This is a genomic window from Allorhizobium sp. GW101-3B10 (assembly GCF_059424725.1).
Map to the genome: position 1 here is coordinate 4940395 of NZ_JBWKZR010000001.1, position 17106 is coordinate 4957500.

General features: G+C 62.8%; 13 protein-coding genes and 1 riboswitch (1 of these 14 only partly in view). Of the genes, 3 read left to right on the top strand and 10 right to left on the bottom strand.

Annotation, left to right across the window (positions count from 1 at the left end):
* Positions 1 to 19: 19 nt before the first annotated feature.
* Both AC07Y0_RS24075 and AC07Y0_RS24080 read right to left on the bottom strand, forming a co-directional pair.
* A complete protein-coding gene (locus AC07Y0_RS24075) occupies positions 20 to 1504 on the bottom strand; it encodes an NAD-dependent succinate-semialdehyde dehydrogenase (RefSeq protein ID WP_498680119.1) in 1485 nt (494 codons plus the stop codon).
* A complete protein-coding gene (locus AC07Y0_RS24080) occupies positions 1504 to 2787 on the bottom strand; it encodes a 4-aminobutyrate--2-oxoglutarate transaminase (protein ID WP_498680120.1) in 1284 nt (427 codons plus the stop codon). The genes AC07Y0_RS24075 and AC07Y0_RS24080 overlap by 1 nt, the downstream gene beginning before the upstream one ends.
* A gap of 159 nt (positions 2788 to 2946) precedes the next feature.
* Here AC07Y0_RS24080 and AC07Y0_RS24085 point away from each other — a divergent pair, with 159 nt between their 5' ends.
* Positions 2947 to 3777, top strand: a complete 831-nt coding sequence (locus tag AC07Y0_RS24085; protein ID WP_498680121.1) for a MerR family transcriptional regulator — start codon at positions 2947 to 2949, stop codon at positions 3775 to 3777.
* A 102-nt stretch (positions 3778 to 3879) separates the two neighbouring features.
* Here the strand turns inward: AC07Y0_RS24085 and AC07Y0_RS24090 are convergent, their stop codons facing one another.
* The 6 genes from AC07Y0_RS24090 to AC07Y0_RS24115 form a co-directional block, all read right to left on the bottom strand.
* Positions 3880 to 5292, bottom strand: coding sequence for an efflux transporter outer membrane subunit (locus tag AC07Y0_RS24090; protein ID WP_498680122.1), 1413 nt, complete (start codon positions 5290 to 5292; stop codon positions 3880 to 3882).
* Between the two features lie 143 nt (positions 5293 to 5435).
* Positions 5436 to 8549 carry an efflux RND transporter permease subunit gene (locus AC07Y0_RS24095; protein WP_498680123.1) on the bottom strand — a complete coding sequence of 1038 codons (3114 nt, stop codon included), beginning with the start codon at positions 8547 to 8549 and terminating at the stop codon, positions 5436 to 5438.
* Between the two features lie 44 nt (positions 8550 to 8593).
* The gene (locus tag AC07Y0_RS24100; RefSeq protein WP_498680124.1) at positions 8594 to 9808 is read right to left on the bottom strand and encodes an efflux RND transporter periplasmic adaptor subunit; all 1215 of its coding nucleotides are present in this window, start codon (positions 9806 to 9808) and stop codon (positions 8594 to 8596) included.
* A 159-nt stretch (positions 9809 to 9967) separates the two neighbouring features.
* Positions 9968 to 10582, bottom strand: coding sequence for a TetR family transcriptional regulator (locus AC07Y0_RS24105; protein WP_498680330.1), 615 nt, complete (start codon positions 10580 to 10582; stop codon positions 9968 to 9970).
* A 64-nt stretch (positions 10583 to 10646) separates the two neighbouring features.
* Complete coding sequence (locus AC07Y0_RS24110; RefSeq protein WP_498680125.1) at positions 10647 to 11597, bottom strand: phosphoribosylaminoimidazolesuccinocarboxamide synthase; 951 nt, start codon at positions 11595 to 11597, stop codon at positions 10647 to 10649.
* Between the two features lie 196 nt (positions 11598 to 11793).
* The gene (locus AC07Y0_RS24115; protein ID WP_498680126.1) at positions 11794 to 12447 is read right to left on the bottom strand and encodes an energy-coupling factor ABC transporter permease; all 654 of its coding nucleotides are present in this window, start codon (positions 12445 to 12447) and stop codon (positions 11794 to 11796) included.
* A gap of 52 nt (positions 12448 to 12499) precedes the next feature.
* Positions 12500 to 12714: riboswitch (cobalamin riboswitch) on the bottom strand.
* 214 nt (positions 12715 to 12928) lie between these two features.
* Between AC07Y0_RS24115 and AC07Y0_RS24120 the strand changes: the two genes are divergently transcribed.
* Complete coding sequence (locus AC07Y0_RS24120; RefSeq protein WP_498680127.1) at positions 12929 to 13144, top strand: hypothetical protein; 216 nt, start codon at positions 12929 to 12931, stop codon at positions 13142 to 13144.
* Positions 13145 to 13229: 85 nt separating this feature from the next.
* On the opposite strand, the gene AC07Y0_RS24125 is transcribed toward AC07Y0_RS24120, so the two are convergent.
* Together AC07Y0_RS24125 and AC07Y0_RS24130 are read right to left on the bottom strand one after the other, a co-directional pair.
* Positions 13230 to 14660, bottom strand: a complete 1431-nt coding sequence (locus AC07Y0_RS24125; protein ID WP_498680128.1) for an aldehyde dehydrogenase family protein — start codon at positions 14658 to 14660, stop codon at positions 13230 to 13232.
* A gap of 127 nt (positions 14661 to 14787) precedes the next feature.
* Complete coding sequence (locus tag AC07Y0_RS24130; RefSeq protein WP_498680129.1) at positions 14788 to 15666, bottom strand: helix-turn-helix domain-containing protein; 879 nt, start codon at positions 15664 to 15666, stop codon at positions 14788 to 14790.
* A gap of 118 nt (positions 15667 to 15784) precedes the next feature.
* On the opposite strand from AC07Y0_RS24130, the gene AC07Y0_RS24135 reads away from it, so the two are divergent.
* Positions 15785 to 17106, top strand: partial view of an aldehyde dehydrogenase gene (locus tag AC07Y0_RS24135; protein WP_498680130.1) — the 5' portion only. The gene runs 130 nt beyond the window's last position; the window shows 1322 of its 1452 coding nt (coding positions 1–1322); the start codon lies at positions 15785 to 15787; its stop codon lies off the right edge, out of view.

The following is a 17106-nucleotide window of genomic DNA, read 5'->3' on the forward strand; positions in this document are numbered from 1 at the left end:
CGATCTGAATGTCTGAGGCTTATTCGATGCCGCCCAGGCACATGTATTTCAGCTCGGTATAGTCGTCGATGCCGTATTTCGAGCCTTCGCGGCCGAGGCCGGACTGCTTGATGCCGCCGAACGGCGCGACCTCGGTAGAGATCAGGCCGGTATTGATGCCGACCATTCCGTATTCGAGCGCCTCTGCAACGCGGAAGATCTTCGCCACGTCCTTCGAGTAGAAGTAGGAGGCAAGGCCGAACTCGGTGTTGTTGGCGAGCTCGATCACTTCCTCTTCGGTCTCGAACTTGAAGAGCGGTGCGACTGGGCCGAAGGTCTCCTCGACGGCGACCTTCATGTCGGAGGTCACGCCGGTGAGAATCGTCGGCTGGAAGAACAGGCCGCCCTGGTCGGCCGGCTTGCCGCCCAATGCCACCTTGGCGCCCTTGGAGACGGCGTCGGCGACATGCTCCTCGACCTTCTTCAGGGCGTTGGTGTCGATCAGCGGACCGGTGGTCACGCCTTCGGCAAAGCCGTCGCCCACCTTCATCTGGCCGACGCGCTCGGCGAGCTTGGCGGCGAAGGCATCATAGACGCCGGACTGGATATAGAGGCGGTTGGCGCAGACGCAGGTCTGGCCGGCATTGCGGTACTTGGAGATCATCGCGCCCTCGACGGCAGCGTCGAGATCCGCGTCGTCGAAGACGATGAACGGGGCGTTGCCGCCGAGTTCAAGGCCGAGCTTCATGATCTGGTCGGCGCCCTGGCGCATCAGAATGCGGCCGACATTGGTCGAGCCGGTGAAGGTCAGCTTGCGGACCTTGTCGTTGTCGCAGAACTCCTTGCCGACCATGGCGGCGTCGGTCGAGGTGACGACCGAGAAGACGCCGAGCGGCAGGCCGGCACGTTCGGCGAGGATGGCGAGCGCCAGGGCCGAAAGCGGAGTCTGGGCGGCGGGCTTCGACACCATGGCGCAGCCAACAGCGACGGCGGGGGCCATCTTGCGTGCCAGCATGGCGTTGGGGAAGTTCCACGGCGTAATGGCGCCGACGACGCCGACCGGCTGGCGGATGACCATGATGCGCTTGTCGGCCTGGTGACCCGGAATGGTGTCGCCATAGACGCGCTTGGCTTCTTCGCCGAACCATTCGACATAGGACGCGCCATAGAGGATTTCCCCGCGGGCTTCCGGCCAGGGCTTGCCCATTTCCATCGTCAGGATGGTGGCCAGGTCGTCGGCATTGGCGACCATCAGGTCGAAGAGCTTGCGCAGAATGCCGGCGCGTTCCTTGCCGGTCTTCCTGGCCCAGCTCTTCTGCGCCTTGTCGGCGACGGCGATCGCACGGGCGACCTCCGCCTTGCCGAGATCCGGGAGGACGGCGATTACGTCGCCGGTCGCCGGATTGGTCACTTCAAAAGTCTTGCCACTGGTGGACGCCGAAACCCACTCGTCGCCGACAAGAGCCTTGTCGGTAGCGAGGGAGGCATCCTTCAGCTTCGAGGCGAGGATGTTGGAAATGGTCATTACTTCTTTTCTCCCACAACTTCGCGGATCGAGGCTTCGATGATGTCGAGCGCTTCGTTGAAGACCTCGTCCTGGATGGTGATCGGCGACAGGAAACGAATGACGTTACCATAGACGCCGCAGGTGAGAAGGATAAGACCCTTTTCCAGCGCCTTCAGGCGGATGGCGTTGGTGAGGTCGGCATCCGGCTTGGTCGAACCGGCCTGGCCGAACTCAACGGCAACCATGAAGCCCGGGCCGCGGATGTCGGAGATCTGCGGAATGTCGGCGCGCAGGGCCTCAAGGCGCTGCTTGAGACGGCCGCCGAGCTGGTTGGCGCGGTCGCAGAGCTTCTCTTCCTCGATGACGTCGAGCACGGCATGGGACGCGGCGATCGCCAGCGGGTTGCCGGCATAGGTACCGCCGAGGCCGCCGGGGCCGGGGGCGTCCATCAGTTCGGCGCGGCCGGTGACGGCGGACAGCGGGAAGCCGCCGGCCAGGCTCTTGGCCATGGTCATCAGGTCAGGCTGGACGTCGTAGTTTTCCATGCCGAACAGCTTGCCGGTACGGGCAAAACCGGTCTGGACCTCGTCGGCGATCAGCAGGATGCCGTGCTCGTCGCAGATCTGGCGCACGGCCTTCATCAGCGCGCGCGGCACTTCGTAGAAGCCGCCTTCGCCCTGAACCGGTTCGAGAATGATCGCTGCGACGCGCTTTGGGTCGACGTCGGCCTTGAACAGCTTGTCGAGAACGTCGAGCGATTCCTCGACGCTGATGCCGTGCAGTTCGATCGGGAAGGGGACGTGGAAGACGTCGCCCATCATCTGGCCGAAACCGACCTTGTAGGGAACGACCTTGCCGGTCAGCGCCATGCCCATGAAGGTGCGGCCGTGGAAGGCGCCGGTAAAGGCGATGACGGCCGAGCGGCCGGTGGCGCAACGGGCGATCTTGACGGCGTTCTCGACGGCTTCGGCGCCGGTCGTGGCGAAAATGGTCTTCTTCGGGCCGGCGATCGGAACCAGCTTGTTGAGGCGTTCGGCCAGCGCGACATAGTTCTCGTAGGGCATGACCTGGTGGCAGGTGTGCGTGAAGCAATCGAGCTGCTTCTTCACCGCCTCGATGACCTTCGGATGGCGATGGCCGGTGTTGAGAACCGCGATACCGCCGGCGAAGTCGATGTAGCGACGACCCTCGACATCCCAGACCTCGGCATTTTCGGCCTTGGCGGCATAGACCTGGGTGGTCATGCCGACGCCGCGCGAGATGGCTTCGTTCTTGCGAACTGCGATTTCGGAGTTCTTCATTTCAAAAATTCCTCTGGTGACGGTTTGACCCTCGGCGTCGGCCATTCGTGTTCGATCGCAAGGCTGCAATATTTCCTACATTTTTTCTGTAGACTTGCAATATGGTTTGTCGCAATTATCACGCATGGCGATGACATCGCGCTGACAGGTTCGATCCGCATGGATGATATCCGTTTCAAGATTGCCGAAGCCGCCCGGATGGTGGGGGTTTCCCCTTCGACTCTCCGGCTGTGGGAAACGCAGGATTTGATCGAGCCGATCCGAACCCCGTCCGGTCAGCGGCTCTATGATCGCGCGCTTGTCGAGCGCCTGAAGACGATTGCCTGGTTGCGCAGCGAAAAGGGGCTCAATCCCGCGGCGATCCGCCAAAGCCTTCGGGACGAAGATGCTGCGGATGCGGCAGGCTTTCCAGAGGGCGAAGCGGAGGTTGGTTCCGAGCCGGCAGAAATGCCCGTCGGCCTGAAGATCCGCCGTCTGCGGCGAGATGCGGGCAAGACGCTTGAGGCCGTTGCCCAGGCGACCGGCGTCTCGGTTTCGCAGCTGTCCACCTTCGAGAGGACATCACAAGGGCTTTCCTTTACGGCGCTGCATGGCGTTGCGGCGTTTCTGGGTACGACGCTTGCTTCGCTGAGCGGTCAGGAACAGGGCCAGGGCGGAGAGTCCCTTATCCGCGACGGCAAATGGCCGACCTGGCCGACCACCACCTCCGGGGTGAAGGTGCAGGTGCTGGCCGAAGGCCGCAACCAGATGGAATGCAACCGCTTCCAGCTGGCGCCCGGTGCCTCCAGCGAAGGGGCCTATCAGCACGAAGGCGAAGAGTTCATCCATGTGCTGTCGGGCAGCCTGGAGATCATTCTCGACGGGGACCGTTTCTTCGAACTGCATGCAGGCGACAGTTTCTATTTCGAGAGCCGCAGACCGCACTCCTGGCACAATAGCTTCGACGGCGAGACGGTGCTGCTGTGGATCAATACGCCCGCCACCTTCTGACGGGCTGGGCTCGATCGGCCCATCACGGTCTGTTTCCTGAAAAAGAAAAAATCGGCGACCGTTTCCGGCCGTCGATTTTCCTGTTTCTCTGATCGAAGGCAGTTACATGCCGGCCTTTTTGTCGAAGGCATAGCCGCCGCCGATAGCGACGTTGAGCGCAACGTAGTCGGCTGCCATCTGCTGGACGGCCTGGGCGAGGCTCGCCTGCGCGGTGGAGACCGAACGCTGGGCGTCGAGCACGTCGAGCAGCGAGGATGCGCCGTCCTTGTAGCTTGCCGTAGAGAGTGCCAGGGCTTCCTCGTAGGAGCGGACGGTCGCGGTCAGCGCGCTGACGGTCTGGCTGTCGCGGTTGACGGCGGCGAGCGCATTCTCGACCTCCTCGACCGCGTTGAGCACGGAAGCCTTCCAGGCGAGATATGCCTCGCGAGCCGAGGACTCGGCGATGTTGACATTGGCCTTCAGGCGGCCGCCATCGAAGATCGGCAGGGTCAGGCTCGGGCCGAACGACCAGGAGGTCAGGCTGCCGGCGAGCGACTTGGTCGAGATCCACTGGGGCGAAATCGAACCGCCGAGCGTGATCGACGGATAGAGCTGTGCCTCGGCGACACCGATCTCGGCGACGGCTGCCGCGAGTTCGCGCTCGGCCTTGCGAATATCCGGGCGGTTCCGAATGAGGTCGGCCGGTACGCCGGCATTGATGCTCCGGCGGGCGAGGGGCTGAGGCGCACCCTTCTGCAGGTCGGCGATCAGCGAAGAGGCGGGCAGGCCGAGCAGCGTGGCGATGTGATGGGCCGACTGGCGGAAGCTCGTTTCGAGGCCCGGAAGGTCGGCCAGCGTCGAGTTGACCAGACCTTCCGACTGCACGACGTCGAGACGCGAAGCCGCGCCTGCTTCGAGCTGCAGTTTGGTCAGATCCAGGGTCTCGCGCCGCGAAGCGAGGTTCTTGCGGGCGATCGCGATGCGCTCCTGATAGTAGCGCGCGTTGATATAGGAGGTCACCAGGTCGGAAAGATAGGACAGCTTGGCGACATCGGCGCTGGCATAGGCCGCATCGAGCGAGGCCGTGGCGCCTTCCTTGGCGCGGCGATACTGGCCGAAGAGGTCCAGAAGCCAGGACACGCTTACGCCGCCGCTCGCCGTGGAGGTCGTATCCGTGGTGCGGGTGCCATAGTCGCCGGTGCCCTTGGACTTCGAGACAGTTTCGTCGCCCGACACGTTCAACGAGGGAAGGCCGCCGGCGCCGGCCACGACGACATTCGCTTCCGCAGCAGTGATGCGCTCGAGCGCCTGCAGGACGTCGAGATTCTGGTTGAGGCCCTGTTCGACCAGACCATTGAGACGCTTGTCGTTGAAGGCGGTCCACCAGGCGGCCATGGCGACCTCGCCATTGCTCTTCTTTCCGCCTTCGGCGAATTTTTCCGGCAACGGGGTCTGGGGCGGCGTATGGTCCGGGCCGGTTACACAGCTGGACAGCAGCAACAATATGAGGGGGGCGGCTACGCGAATGGATACCATCGTCTTATCCTAGATTGCATTCAGGGTGTCGAACGCATCGGTCAAGGTTGTCATCACCTGTCGCCGCGCGCCCCGTGCCTCAACCGCGCCGTGATTCGCTAATCGCGGCGCAGATCATTTTTAGCTTATCAACTCATCGAATGTCATGACAGGGCCTCTTCGATTTTTGTACGGGTTGTAAGCCTGCGCACAATGACAAAGAAGGACGGCACGAAGAAAATGCCTAGCAGGGTCGCGGCCAGCATGCCGCCGAGCACGCCGATACCGATCGAGTTCTGCGCCGCCGAGCCTGCACCGGTGGCGACGGCCAAGGGGACGACGCCGAGGATGAAGGCAAGCGAGGTCATGATGATCGGCCGCAGGCGCAGGCGCGCTGCTTCCAGCGTCGCATCCATCAGACCTACGCCGCGATCCATGCGGTCTCTGGCGAATTCCACAATCAGGATGGCGTTCTTTGCGGCAAGCCCGATCGTGGTCAGCAGGCCGACCTTGAAGTAGACGTCGTTCGCCTGGCCGAAGAAATAGGCCGCTGCGAGCGCGCCGAGTACGCCGACCGGCACCGCCATGATGACCGAGAACGGGATCGACCAGCTTTCGTAGAGGGCGGCGAGGCAGAGAAAGACGATCAGCACGGCGAGGCCGTAGAGCAAGGGAGCCTGGGAGCCAGACAGACGCTCCTGATAGGAGATACCCTGCCAAGCGACGGTGTAACCACCGTCAAGGCTTGCAGTCATCCTTTCCATCTCGTCCATCGCATCACCGGAGCTGACGCCGGGACCCGCAGCGCCTTCCAATGAAATGGCGCTGATGCCGTTGAAGCGCGCCAGAGTGGGTGGTCCACCGACCCACGACACCTGGCTGAACGCCGAGAAGGGCACCATTTCGCCCGCCGTATTGCGCGCATACCAGTGACCGAGGTCGTCCGGCTGCATCCGGTACGGAGCGTCGCCTTGGACGTAGACCGGCTTCAGCTCGTTGTTGAGCGTGAAGTCGTTCACGTCGAGGCCGGCGAAGATGGTCGACAGCATGGAGTTGACCGTTGCGAGGTCGAGCCCCATGGCGCCCATCTTCTCTTGATCGAGCAGGATCTTGAGCTGGCTTTCGGCATCCGGACTGTTGGACCTGAGCGAACTGACCTTGGCATTCGCGCTGCCCTGTCCGATCAGTTGCTTCGAGGCCGCGGTCAGCGCATCGGTGCCGGTGTTGCCGCTGTCGACAAGGTACATGGAAAAGCCGCTGGAGTTGCCCAGACCCGGAATTGCCGGCGGCTGAAGCGGGAAGACCATGGCATCGCGCAGGGTAAAGAAGTAGCCCATCGCACGCTGGACAATCGCAGAGGCGGCCATTTCCGGCGCCGTGCGTTCGTCGAAGTCCTTGAGCTTGGCGAAGACCAGCGCATAATTCTGGCCCTGCCCGACGAAGCTGAAACCGGACACGGAGAAGACGTCCTGAATCGCGTCCTTTTCCTTCTCAAGGTAGTAGTCCTCGATCTTCTTGAGGACTTCCTCGGTGCGCGCCGTGGTCGCGCCGTTTGGCAGCTGGACGATCGTCATCAGCACGCCCTGGTCTTCCTGGGGCAGGAAGGAGCTTGGCAGGCGCCAGAAGATCCAGGCGCAACCGACAATCACGACCACGAACATCATCATGACGCGCAACGGACGCTTCAGAAGATAGCCGATGCTGGAGACATAACCGCCCGTCGTCCGGTCGAAGTTGCGGTTGAACCAAGCGCCCGGTCCGCGACGCTCCTTGGTGTGGTCGATCGGCTTCAGCATCGTGGCGCAGAGCGCCGGAGTGAGCACGATGGCGACGATGGCTGAGAGCAGCATGGCCGAGACGATAGTGACCGAGAACTGGCGATAGATGATCCCGGTCGAGCCTCCGAAGAAGGCCATGGGGATGAACACAGCCGTGAGAACCAGAGCGATGCCGACGATGGCGCCGGTGATTTCGCCCATCGACTTCTCGGTCGCCTCAAGTGGCGAGAGGCCTTCCTCCGACATGATGCGCTCAACGTTCTCCACCACGACGATGGCGTCGTCGACGAGCAGGCCGATGGCGAGAACCATGGCGAACATGGTGAGCGTGTTGATCGAGTAGCCGGTCACCGCCAGGATGCCGAAGGTTCCGAGCAGCACGACGGGAACCGCGATCATCGGAATGAAGGTGGCGCGCAGGTTCTGCAGGAAAATCAACAGCACGAAGAAGACAAGCACGATGGCTTCGATCAGCGTGTGGACCACCTTCTCGATCGAGAGCTGGACGAAGGGGGTGGTGTCATACGGATAGGTGATGATGACGTTTTCGGGCAGTGCCGGAGCAATCGCCGAAAGCGCAGTCTTGACGCGCTCCGCCGTATCCAGCGCGTTTGCGCCGGTTGCGAGGTTCACTGCGAAGCCGGTCGCGGGCTTGCGATTGGAGCGGGTATTCGTGGAATAGCTTTCCTGGCCGATCTCGATGCGGGCGACGTCGCTCAGTCGAACGGTCGCGCCGTCAGTCTCGACCTTCAGGATGATGGATTCGAAATCCGAAACGCTGGTGAGCTGGCTCTGGGCGGTAACGGTGACGTCGATCTGCTGCCCCTCCGCGACCGGCTGCCCGCCGATCGAGCCGACCGAAACCTGCGTGTTCTGAGCCTTGATGGCCGAGGTGACGTCGGTCGGGGTCAGTTGGAACTTGTTGAGCTTGAAGGGGTCGAGCCACACGCGCATGGCGTAGCCCGTGCCGAAGACCTCGATGCTGCCGACGCCTTCCAGGCGCTTGATCTGATCTTCGATCTTCGAGGAGAAGATGTCGCCGAGTTCCACGGGGCTGCGGTTCGAATCCGTCGATACCAGAGCACCCACGAGCAGGATGCTCGAGGTGGAGCGGGTTACCGAGATACCGGCCGACTGCACGACGTCGGGAAGCTGAGACTGAACCAACTGCAGCTTGTTCTGCACCTGCACCTGGGCAATGTCCGGCTCGATGCTGTTGCCGAATGTCAACGTTACCGACGCCTGACCTGTGCTCGAGGAGGAGGTCATATAGGTCAGGTCGTCGAGGCCGGTCATGCCGTCTTCGATGATCGATGTGACCGACTTCTCGACCGTCTCGGCGCTGGCACCGTTGTAGGTTGCGGAAATGCGCACGGTGGTCGGCGCGATCTCCGGATATTGAGAAATGGAGAGCGATGAGATCGCCAGAGCTCCACCCAGCATGATCACGATTGCGATCACCCAGGCAAAGATTGGACGGCGAATGAAAAACTTGGCCATTGGTTACCCCTTAGCGCCTGTATGCTGCTTGCTGAGCCGCAAAATCACGGCTTTGCGGCCGGGGTTGCTTCCGGCGCCTTGGGCGCCTCGACGACCAGGCCCTTTGCATCGACAGTTGCTTCCACCGGGGCTACCGGGGCGCCGTCGCCGATCCACTGAAAGCCGTCGACGATCAGCTTGTCGCCGTCGTTGATGCCTTCGGTGACCAGCCAATTGTTGCCGGAAACGACACTTTCGGAGAAGGTGCGGGTTTCCACGGTGTTCTGGGCGTTGACGAACTTGGCGGTCAGTTCACCCCGGGCGTCGCGCGTGGCGGCGCGCTGGGGAATCAGATAGCCGTTCTCCTTGCCGACAGTCACGCTGGCGCGGACATACATGCCGGGCAGAATCATGTCGTCGGGGTTGTCGAAAACGGCCCGGATCGAATAGGTGCCGGTCGTCTCGCTGACCGCCATATCCGACATGTCGAGCTTGCCCACATGTGGATATTCAATGCCGTCCTCCAGAGTCAGGTGGATGTCGGCGGTGCCGTCGCTCTTGCCTTCGTTCAACCGGCCGGCGGCGATCGATTGCTTGAGACGCAGCAGGTTGGCGCTCGATTCCGTCAGTTCGATATAGATCGGATCGAGGCGACGCAGTGTCGTCAGCGCATCGGTCTGATTGGCTGTCACGACGTTGCCGATTGAGAAATTCGAGGCGCTGGTGACGCCGTCGAACGGCGCTTCGATGCTGGTGAGGTCGAGGTTGATCTGCGCGGAGTTCAGCGACGCCTTGGCTTCCGCCACGTCGGCCTTGGCCTGGAGCAGCGTGACCTTGGCGTTTTCGAATTCGATCTGGGTGGCACCGCTGCCGACCAGACGTTCGTAGCGCGCAAGATTTGCCTCGGCGCTCGGAACGCCCGCTTCGGCCTTGGAGAGGCTGGCTTCCGCCTGCGCCACCTGGGCGCGGTAGGTATCGTCCTCAATCTTGTAAAGCAGGTCGCCTGCCTTCACCTCGCCGCCTTCCTTGAAGGCGATTTCCTTGATGATGCCGCTGACGCGCGGGCGGATCTCGGCGACCTGGAAGGCTGCGGCGCGACCCGGAAGCAGGGTGGTGAGCGGCTGTTCCCCCTTCTTCATGATGACGACACTGACCGGTGACGGAGGGCGTTCGGCACCAGCTCCGGTGGGCGCCTTGCTCTCGGTCGCTGCATCGTTACAGCCTGCGAGAGCGGCGGAGAGTGCCAAAAGGGCCGTGGTCAGCTTGAGGTGTCTTTTCATCGTCTTTTCCGGGTCATCATTGGGGCAGGGCAGTGAAGCGCTAAAGCATGACGGTCCGTCATCGAAATTGACATTTGTTAATCGGTCGACCGAACACGCACTGGGGCAATGGAACAAAATGCTTGGTATCAATTTCCAAGTGACGTATTGATACTATCGTCACTTTGCAAGGGGGCTTTGCAGTGCGGCATTGATCAGCGAGACAACATCTTCGCAGCGTGTTGCCAATATGTCAGCCTTTTCGTTCGCAATCATGACAGGGTGAAGAACGCAGGCGAGGGCCAAAAAGGCCGAATTTGCAGCCTTGCGGCTTTCCGTGACCGTGTACACGCCCTCGGCAATGCCATCTTCGACAATGGACGACAGCTCGTCCACGAGCATATCCCGATAGCGATGGCCACACTGGAGGTCGTCCTTGGCGGTCAGCAGGACCATTTCAAAAAGGTGAGGGTTACGCTCGAGGTCGCCGAGGTGGCTTTCCATCAGCTGCTTGACGAAATCCAGCAGACGCCCGGGCGCCCTTCTAGCCGTATCGAGACAGCCCAGGCGGGCGATCATGTTTTCGATATGGCGCGAGGAGATGGCATCGACCAGGCTGGTCTTCGTGTGGAAGTGCTTGAACACATTCGCCGGCGACATGCCAAGCGCCGCTGCAATGTCGGCGATCGCCACGCTTCCGTAACCGCGGGTACGGAACAGATGTTCAGCGGTGTTGAGGATGTCCTCGCGCGTTTCCTCGGCCGGCCGGCGGGTACGGCGTGCCGGTAAAGCCACGCTGCCGCCGCACACGGCCTCGGCACCGGCTGGTCTTGCCGTCTCACGCGCGATGGACACAGTATCAGCTCCCGGGGAAGTATGGGGCAAGGTTCATGCGGACGCGGTCGCGTGGAGTCTCGCAACGGTCATCCGGCACAAACTGAAGCCCGGTGATGGTCTCGTAGGCCTTTATATAGACCTTGGAGGTTTCCTCGACCAGTTCGACGGGGATTTCCGGGATCTCGTCCTTGTAGGGGTCGCAGCGCTCAGCGACCCAGGACCGGACGAAATCTTTGTCGAAGCTCGCCGGACGCTCGCCCTTCTCAAAGCTCTGTTGATAGCTGTCGGCGATCCAGTAGCGGCTGCTGTCCGGGGTGTGGATTTCGTCGGCGAGCAGGATGTTGCCGTCGGCATCGGTGCCGAACTCGTATTTGGTGTCGACCAGGATCAGGCCGCGCCGCGCTGCGATCTCCTGGCCGCGGGCGAACAGCGCCAGGGCATAGGCGGAGACCGTGTCCCACTGCTTCTGCGTCAGCAGGCCTTCCGATACGATCTGCTCGGCGCTCAGCGGCTCGTCATGGCCGCCATCGAAGGCCTTGCTCGTGGGCGTGATGATCGGCTGCGGCAGGATCTGGTTGTCGCGCAGGCCGTCCGGCACGGTGATGCCATACATGGCGCGCTCGCCCTTCTTGTAGAGCGTCAGGACCGAAGTGCCGGTGGTGCCGGCGAGATAGCCGCGCACGACGATCTCCACCGGCAGGATGTCGAGCCGCTTGCCCACCACCACGTTCGGATCGGGATAGGCGATCACGTGATTGGGGCAGATGTCCGCGGTTTGCTCGAACCAGTAGCGTGCGGTCTGGGTCAGCACCTGTCCCTTGTAGGGAATGCAGGTGAGGATCCGGTCGAACGCGCTTAGGCGGTCGGTCGAGATGATGATGCGGCTGCCGTCGGGCAGGTCGTAGTTCTCGCGCACCTTGCCGCGATAGTAGTTCGGCAGTTCGGGAAAGTGTGCTTCGGAGAGAATGCGCAACGGCGTTACCCTTTGATCAGCGGGTCGAAACGGCGGAAGTGCCAGCCGGACCGTGGTTTCCAGCCGGCCGGAATTCGAGCGCGGGCGGCTTCTGTAAGGCCGGTAGCGCAAGCCGGCCCATTTTTCAAAGAAAAAAGCGCGTGACCCGGGCCACGCGCTTCATGTCGTCATTCTTGTCGAACCGGCTCCTGCGCCATCAGGCGAAGGTCAGGCGGTTCACTTCGGTCATGCGCGAGACGAGACCGTTCGCGCGAAGACCCTTGATTAGCGATACCGCGGAGAACGTAATCACGGCTTCTGCGACGAAGACCGGCAAGTAGGCGGCGACCCAGGTTGCCCAGTCGGCGACGGCAAAGCTGTCGTTCGAGATCATCAGCCAGAAACCGACCATGGCGGAAACGCCGGCATAGTAGACGGCGTCGATGCGCAGGACCTTGCCGAGGCTGAAGCGGTCACGAAGATTCGCGTCGAACAGGCGGCGGCCGAAGCTATAGTGAGCGGCGACCATCGGAATCATCAGGGACAGTGCGTTGACGCCGAGATGCGGGATGTCGCCCGGCTCGAACAGGAAAGCCTGTAGCACGAGGCCAAGGGCAAAGCCGAGCATGGCGGGCGCAAAGCCGAACAGCATGTAGATGGTCGTGGCGCCGATCAGATGTAGTTCGGAAGGGCCGACGGGCAGGTGCCAGATCTGCATCATGGCGGAAAAGCCGACGGCGGCCAGGATTGCCTTCGGCACGACCAGCGGGTTCTTGACGATTGCCGGGAGTTGTGCGGCGACGAGGGCGAGAGCGGCTGCGTTCGCCAGGGCGATACGCGCCGGATCGATGATTCCCACTTCAATGTGCATTTTTCATTCCTTTCGTCCGCGCCCACCGCGCGGTTCTTCAAGTGGATGCCGCTTCGCGGCGCATGTGATGGCAGGTCTCCTGGCTTGCGGGTCTTGGCTCGGTCCGCCTTATCAGCCGTTTCCGGCCAATGGCATTGTGGACGTCGCTCGCCGCTTACAGTTGCGGGGGCAGCCACGGTTTCGGCCCCTGATGGGTAGTCCTCACCGTATTCCCTCTTCGTCCGCCTCTCCGCTCGGTTCGGCGGAACCATCACAATCACACTAATAGGATCACGCCGCGCCGCCTGTCCAGAAGCGCCATTCGTTTTGCCGGATGGAACGGCGGGGAGGACACGTTTCTTCGGTGAAGATGCAAGGCCAGGGCTCCTCGAGCCGTGCCCGCCACTTGGCAAACGTCATTTTGCCGCATTGTGGCGACCGCCGACGGTCGATAGGTGTGACAAATATCAAGAATGGGCCTGGGCCCGGAAGGGATGAAGCGATGATTGCGCGAATGATCTATCATGTGCCGGTGTTCGGCTGGATGCTGAAGGAGGCCGTCAGTGGCTCGACCACGGCGAAGGTCCTCTTCATCCTCAATCTGCTGCTCGTCTGGCTGCTCGCCATCCTTGCGTTCGGCTACCCCGCGATCATCATTCCGGCCTTGACGGCCGTGCCGCTGATGTTCGTCGTCCTCATCCTGATCACCAAAGGATGAAACGCCACGGGCCGGCAGGCCGGCCCGTTTCACATTCGGACGGTCGGGGCCTCCGCCGCAGGCGGCGGCGGAACCGGTTCCGAGGTCAGGCCAAGGTGTACTGCGTCTTGACGGTGGTGAAGAACTCGGCCGCATAGCGTCCCTGTTCCCGCGGACCGAAGGACGATCCCTTGCGCCCACCGAAAGGCACGTGGAAGTCGACACCGGCGGTCGGAAGATTGACCATGACCATGCCGGCCTCCGCGTTGCGACGGAAATGCGTCGCGTGCTTCAGGCTCGTCGTGGCAATGCCCGACGACAGACCGAACGGCGTGTCGTTGGCGACACTGAGGGCTTCCTCATAGTCCTTGACGCGAATGAGCGAGGCGACCGGGCCAAAGATTTCCTCACGCGAAATGCGCATCTGGTTGCTGGCCTCGGTGAATAGCGCAGGCTGCAGATAGAAGCCGGGCGTCTCGCGGTTGAGGCGTTCGCCGCCGAAGGCCAACTTGGCCCCTTCCGAACGACCGATGTCAATATAGTCGATGTCCTGCATCAACTGGCGCTCGTCGACGACCGGGCCGATATGGGTGCCCGCCTTCAGCGCATTGTCGACGTTGACGGTCTTCAGGCGATCGATCAGCGCTGCGACGAAGCGGTCGTGGATGCCCTCGGTGACGATCAGGCGCGAGGAAGCGGTGCAGCGCTGGCCGGTGGAGAAGAAGCAGGAATTGAGCGAGGCCTCTACGGCAATCGACAGGTCCGCGTCGTCGAGGATGACGAAGGGGTTCTTGCCGCCCATTTCCAGCTGGTACTTGCGGCCGTGTTCGATCGAGGCAAGCGCCACGCGCTTGCCGGTTCCGACCGAACCGGTGAAGCTGATGCCGGCGAGGTCCGGACTGTCGAGCATGACCTGGCCGATGACCGAGCCTTTGCCCATGACGAGATTGAAGACGCCCTTCGGCAGACCGGCGCGATGCAGGATGTCGGCGAGCGCCCATGCACAGCCGGGAACCAGTTCTGCCGGCTTCAAGACGACCGTGTTGCCGTAGCAAAGGGCCGGGGCGATCTTCCAGGCCGGGATGGCGATCGGGAAGTTCCACGGGGTGATGAGGCCGATCGGGCCGATCGGCTCGCGCGTGATCTCGACGCCGATGCCCGGACGGACCGACGGCAGGCTCTCGCCGGCGAGCCGCAGGCATTCGCCGGCGAAGAAGTCGAAGATCTGGGCGGCGCGGATCGTTTCGCCGATCGCCTCGGGCAGGGTCTTGCCTTCCTCGCGGGCGAGCAGTGTGCCGAGTTCTTCCTTGCGGCTAAGAATTTCATCGCTCGTCTTTCTCAGGATCGCGTGACGCTCGAGGATGCCAGAGCGCGACCAGGTCGGAAAGGCGGCCTTTGCCGCCGAAATCGCGGCGCGCATGTCGTCGGGGGTGCCCTGCGCATAAAGGCCGACCGCGTCATTGGTGTCGGAGGGATTGCGGTTTTCGGTGGCGTTGCCGCCAACCCATTCGCCGGCGATGAGATTGTCGAATGTCATGGGGTGTTCCTTCCGGTGAAATGGGCGCGACGCAAGGCCGCCGGTCCGCGTGCGGATGACAGGAGTCGGCGTGCAAATTGTCAGCACGACGGCAGTTTGGCAAGGCTGATATATCTGGATACGTCCGTCAGGGCCAGTCGGCATAGGTCGCCGAGGGCCCTCGGCGCTGTTCTTCCCCTGCGGCGCGTGTCCGTTCCCTGTAGGTGGCCGGCGGCAGCCCTGTCTGCCGCTTGAAGAAGTGGCTGAAATAGGTCGGATCGCGAAAGCCCAGGGTTGCGGCGATCTGCTGAACGGTGCGGGCCGAGCGTTCCAGATGCAGCGTCGCCTCGCGTGTCAGCCGTTCATGGACGAGCTGCAGGGGCGTGCGACCCGTGGATCGGCGGCAGATGTCATGCAGGCGGTCGGTGGTTATGCCGAGATCCACGGCATAGGCGTGGATCGATCGGTTTTGCCGGAAATCCCGCTCGACCAGTTGGCGGAAGCGTTGCAGGAGATTGGCCGATCCTGCCTCTTCGACAGGAGCGTCCCGGCCTCCCCCGGCCAGCCGGTACGTCTCGATCAGGATCAGGGTCAAGTATGCGTCGATTGCCGCGCGCGCATGGCTCCCCTGTTCTTCGAGTTCACGAACGATGTCGCCAAGCAGCCGCGAAAGGCGCTGCATATCGCGGCGTTCGACGGGGATCGCCCGGCTCTCTCCGGCGAGCAATTCGCGCAGCATGTCGCCGCCGGTGGAGATGCGCGCATCCAGATGCGCGGGTTCAAGGCCGATCAGGCTCGCGCTTGATCCGGCCTCGAGGACGAGCGAGCCGTCGCTGCCGCCTTGCAGGAATGCGAGACACGGACCCTGCCAGATGTCACTCTCCTCACCATGCGCGATGCGCGCGCCGCCGCTTTCGATGAAGAGCAGGTGCCCGGCAATGGCGCGACCGGAAGGCACCCGCAACATCCGGCGCGCAAGCGCCGGCTCCAGGCGGTGCAGGTTGATCTCTCCAGCCGCATGCTTCATCGCCGCGCGCCTTTCCGCGATTCCCAGAAAACAGCAAGATAAACCCAGATACTTGCATTCTCAAGTCGGGACCCGACAGCTAGTCTGGCATCGCTTTTGGGAGGAGGCGTACGGAGGCATGTTTCAATCCAAGCTCATTATCGACAATCGCGACGAGGATGCCGAAGGCAAGGCAAGCTTCACGCGTCTTGACCCGATCAGCGGTACGACGGCCACCATTGCCGCTGCCGCGACGGCGGACGATGCGCGCTGGGCGGCCAACGCCGCGGCCGCGGCCTTTCCGGCGTGGTCCGCGGTCGGACCAACGGAGAGGCGCGCGATCCTGCTGACGGCAGCCGACCGTCTTGTCGAGCGCTCCGGGGAATTTGCCGCAGCCATGACGGCGGAGACGGGCGCGACCGAGACGTGGTGCCGCTTCAACATCGAACTTGGCGCGGAGATCCTGCGCGACGCTGCCGGCATGACGACCCAGGTCTGCGGTTCGCTGCTGCCCTCCGACCAGGGGGCGATGCTCTCCATGGGTTTCCGCCAGCCGGCCGGCGTCTGTCTCGGCATGGCACCCTGGAATGCGCCGATCATTCTCGGCATCCGGGCGATCGCCATGCCGCTTGCCTGCGGCAATACCGTGGTGCTCAAGGCGTCGGAACTCTGCCCGCAGACCCATCGGCTGATCGGTGAACTGATGATCGAGGCGGGAACGCCGCCCGGTGTCGTCAACGTCGTCAGCAACGCCCCGCCCGATGCCGAAGACATAGTCGAGGCGCTGGTCGCCCATCCGGCCATTCGTCGCGTCAACTTCACCGGTTCGACCCGGGTCGGCCGGATTGTCGCGCAGATTGCGGCGCGGCATTTGAAGCCCTGCCTCCTGGAACTGGGAGGTAAGGCGCCGCTGCTGGTGCTGGCCGATGCCGATCTCGATCACGCGGTCGAGGCGGCCGCCTTCGGCGCCTTCTTCAATCAGGGCCAGATCTGCATGTCGACCGAGCGGATCGTCCTGATCGACCCGATCGCCGACGAATTCGCTAAGCGGTTTGCCGCGCGGGCCAGCAAACTCAGGGCCGGCGACCCGCGCATCTCCGGCCTGGCGCTCGGTTCGATGATCGGCACCGAGGCGGTGCAGCGGGTGAAGGCGCTTGTCGACGAGGCGCTCGGCAAGGGTGCCCGGCTGCTTGCAGGCGGGACCACCCATCACAGTTTCATGGATGCGACCGTGCTCGATCACGTGACCCCGCGGATGCGGCTCTACCGCGAGGAGAGTTTTGGCCCGGTAGCGGCGCTGATCCGGGCGCAGAGCATCGACGAGGCGGTAACGATTGCCAATGACTGCCAGTACGGGCTGTCGGCATCGGTGTTCGGGGGCGACCTCGGCCAAGCGATCGCCGTCGCCCGGCGGATCGAGTCCGGCATTTGCCACGTCAACGGTGCAACCGTTTCGGACGA

Bases quoted from the DNA above. Each gene is read 5' to 3' on its own strand.
- AC07Y0_RS24095 (WP_498680123.1), bottom strand. From the start codon at position 8,549: ATGGCCAAGTTTTTCATTCGCCGTCCAATCTTTGCCTGGGTGATCGCA.
- AC07Y0_RS24125 (WP_498680128.1), bottom strand. From the start codon at position 14,660: ATGACATTCGACAATCTCATCGCCGGCGAATGGGTTGGCGGCAACGCC.
- AC07Y0_RS24075 (WP_498680119.1), bottom strand. From the start codon at position 1,504: ATGACCATTTCCAACATCCTCGCCTCGAAGCTGAAGGATGCCTCCCTC.
- AC07Y0_RS24085 (WP_498680121.1), top strand. From the start codon at position 2,947: ATGGATGATATCCGTTTCAAGATTGCCGAAGCCGCCCGGATGGTGGGG.
- AC07Y0_RS24090 (WP_498680122.1), bottom strand. From the start codon at position 5,292: ATGGTATCCATTCGCGTAGCCGCCCCCCTCATATTGTTGCTGCTGTCC.
- AC07Y0_RS24130 (WP_498680129.1), bottom strand. From the start codon at position 15,666: ATGAAGCATGCGGCTGGAGAGATCAACCTGCACCGCCTGGAGCCGGCG.
- AC07Y0_RS24080 (WP_498680120.1), bottom strand. From the start codon at position 2,787: ATGAAGAACTCCGAAATCGCAGTTCGCAAGAACGAAGCCATCTCGCGC.
- AC07Y0_RS24120 (WP_498680127.1), top strand. From the start codon at position 12,929: ATGATTGCGCGAATGATCTATCATGTGCCGGTGTTCGGCTGGATGCTG.
- AC07Y0_RS24100 (WP_498680124.1), bottom strand. From the start codon at position 9,808: ATGAAAAGACACCTCAAGCTGACCACGGCCCTTTTGGCACTCTCCGCC.
- AC07Y0_RS24115 (WP_498680126.1), bottom strand. From the start codon at position 12,447: ATGCACATTGAAGTGGGAATCATCGATCCGGCGCGTATCGCCCTGGCG.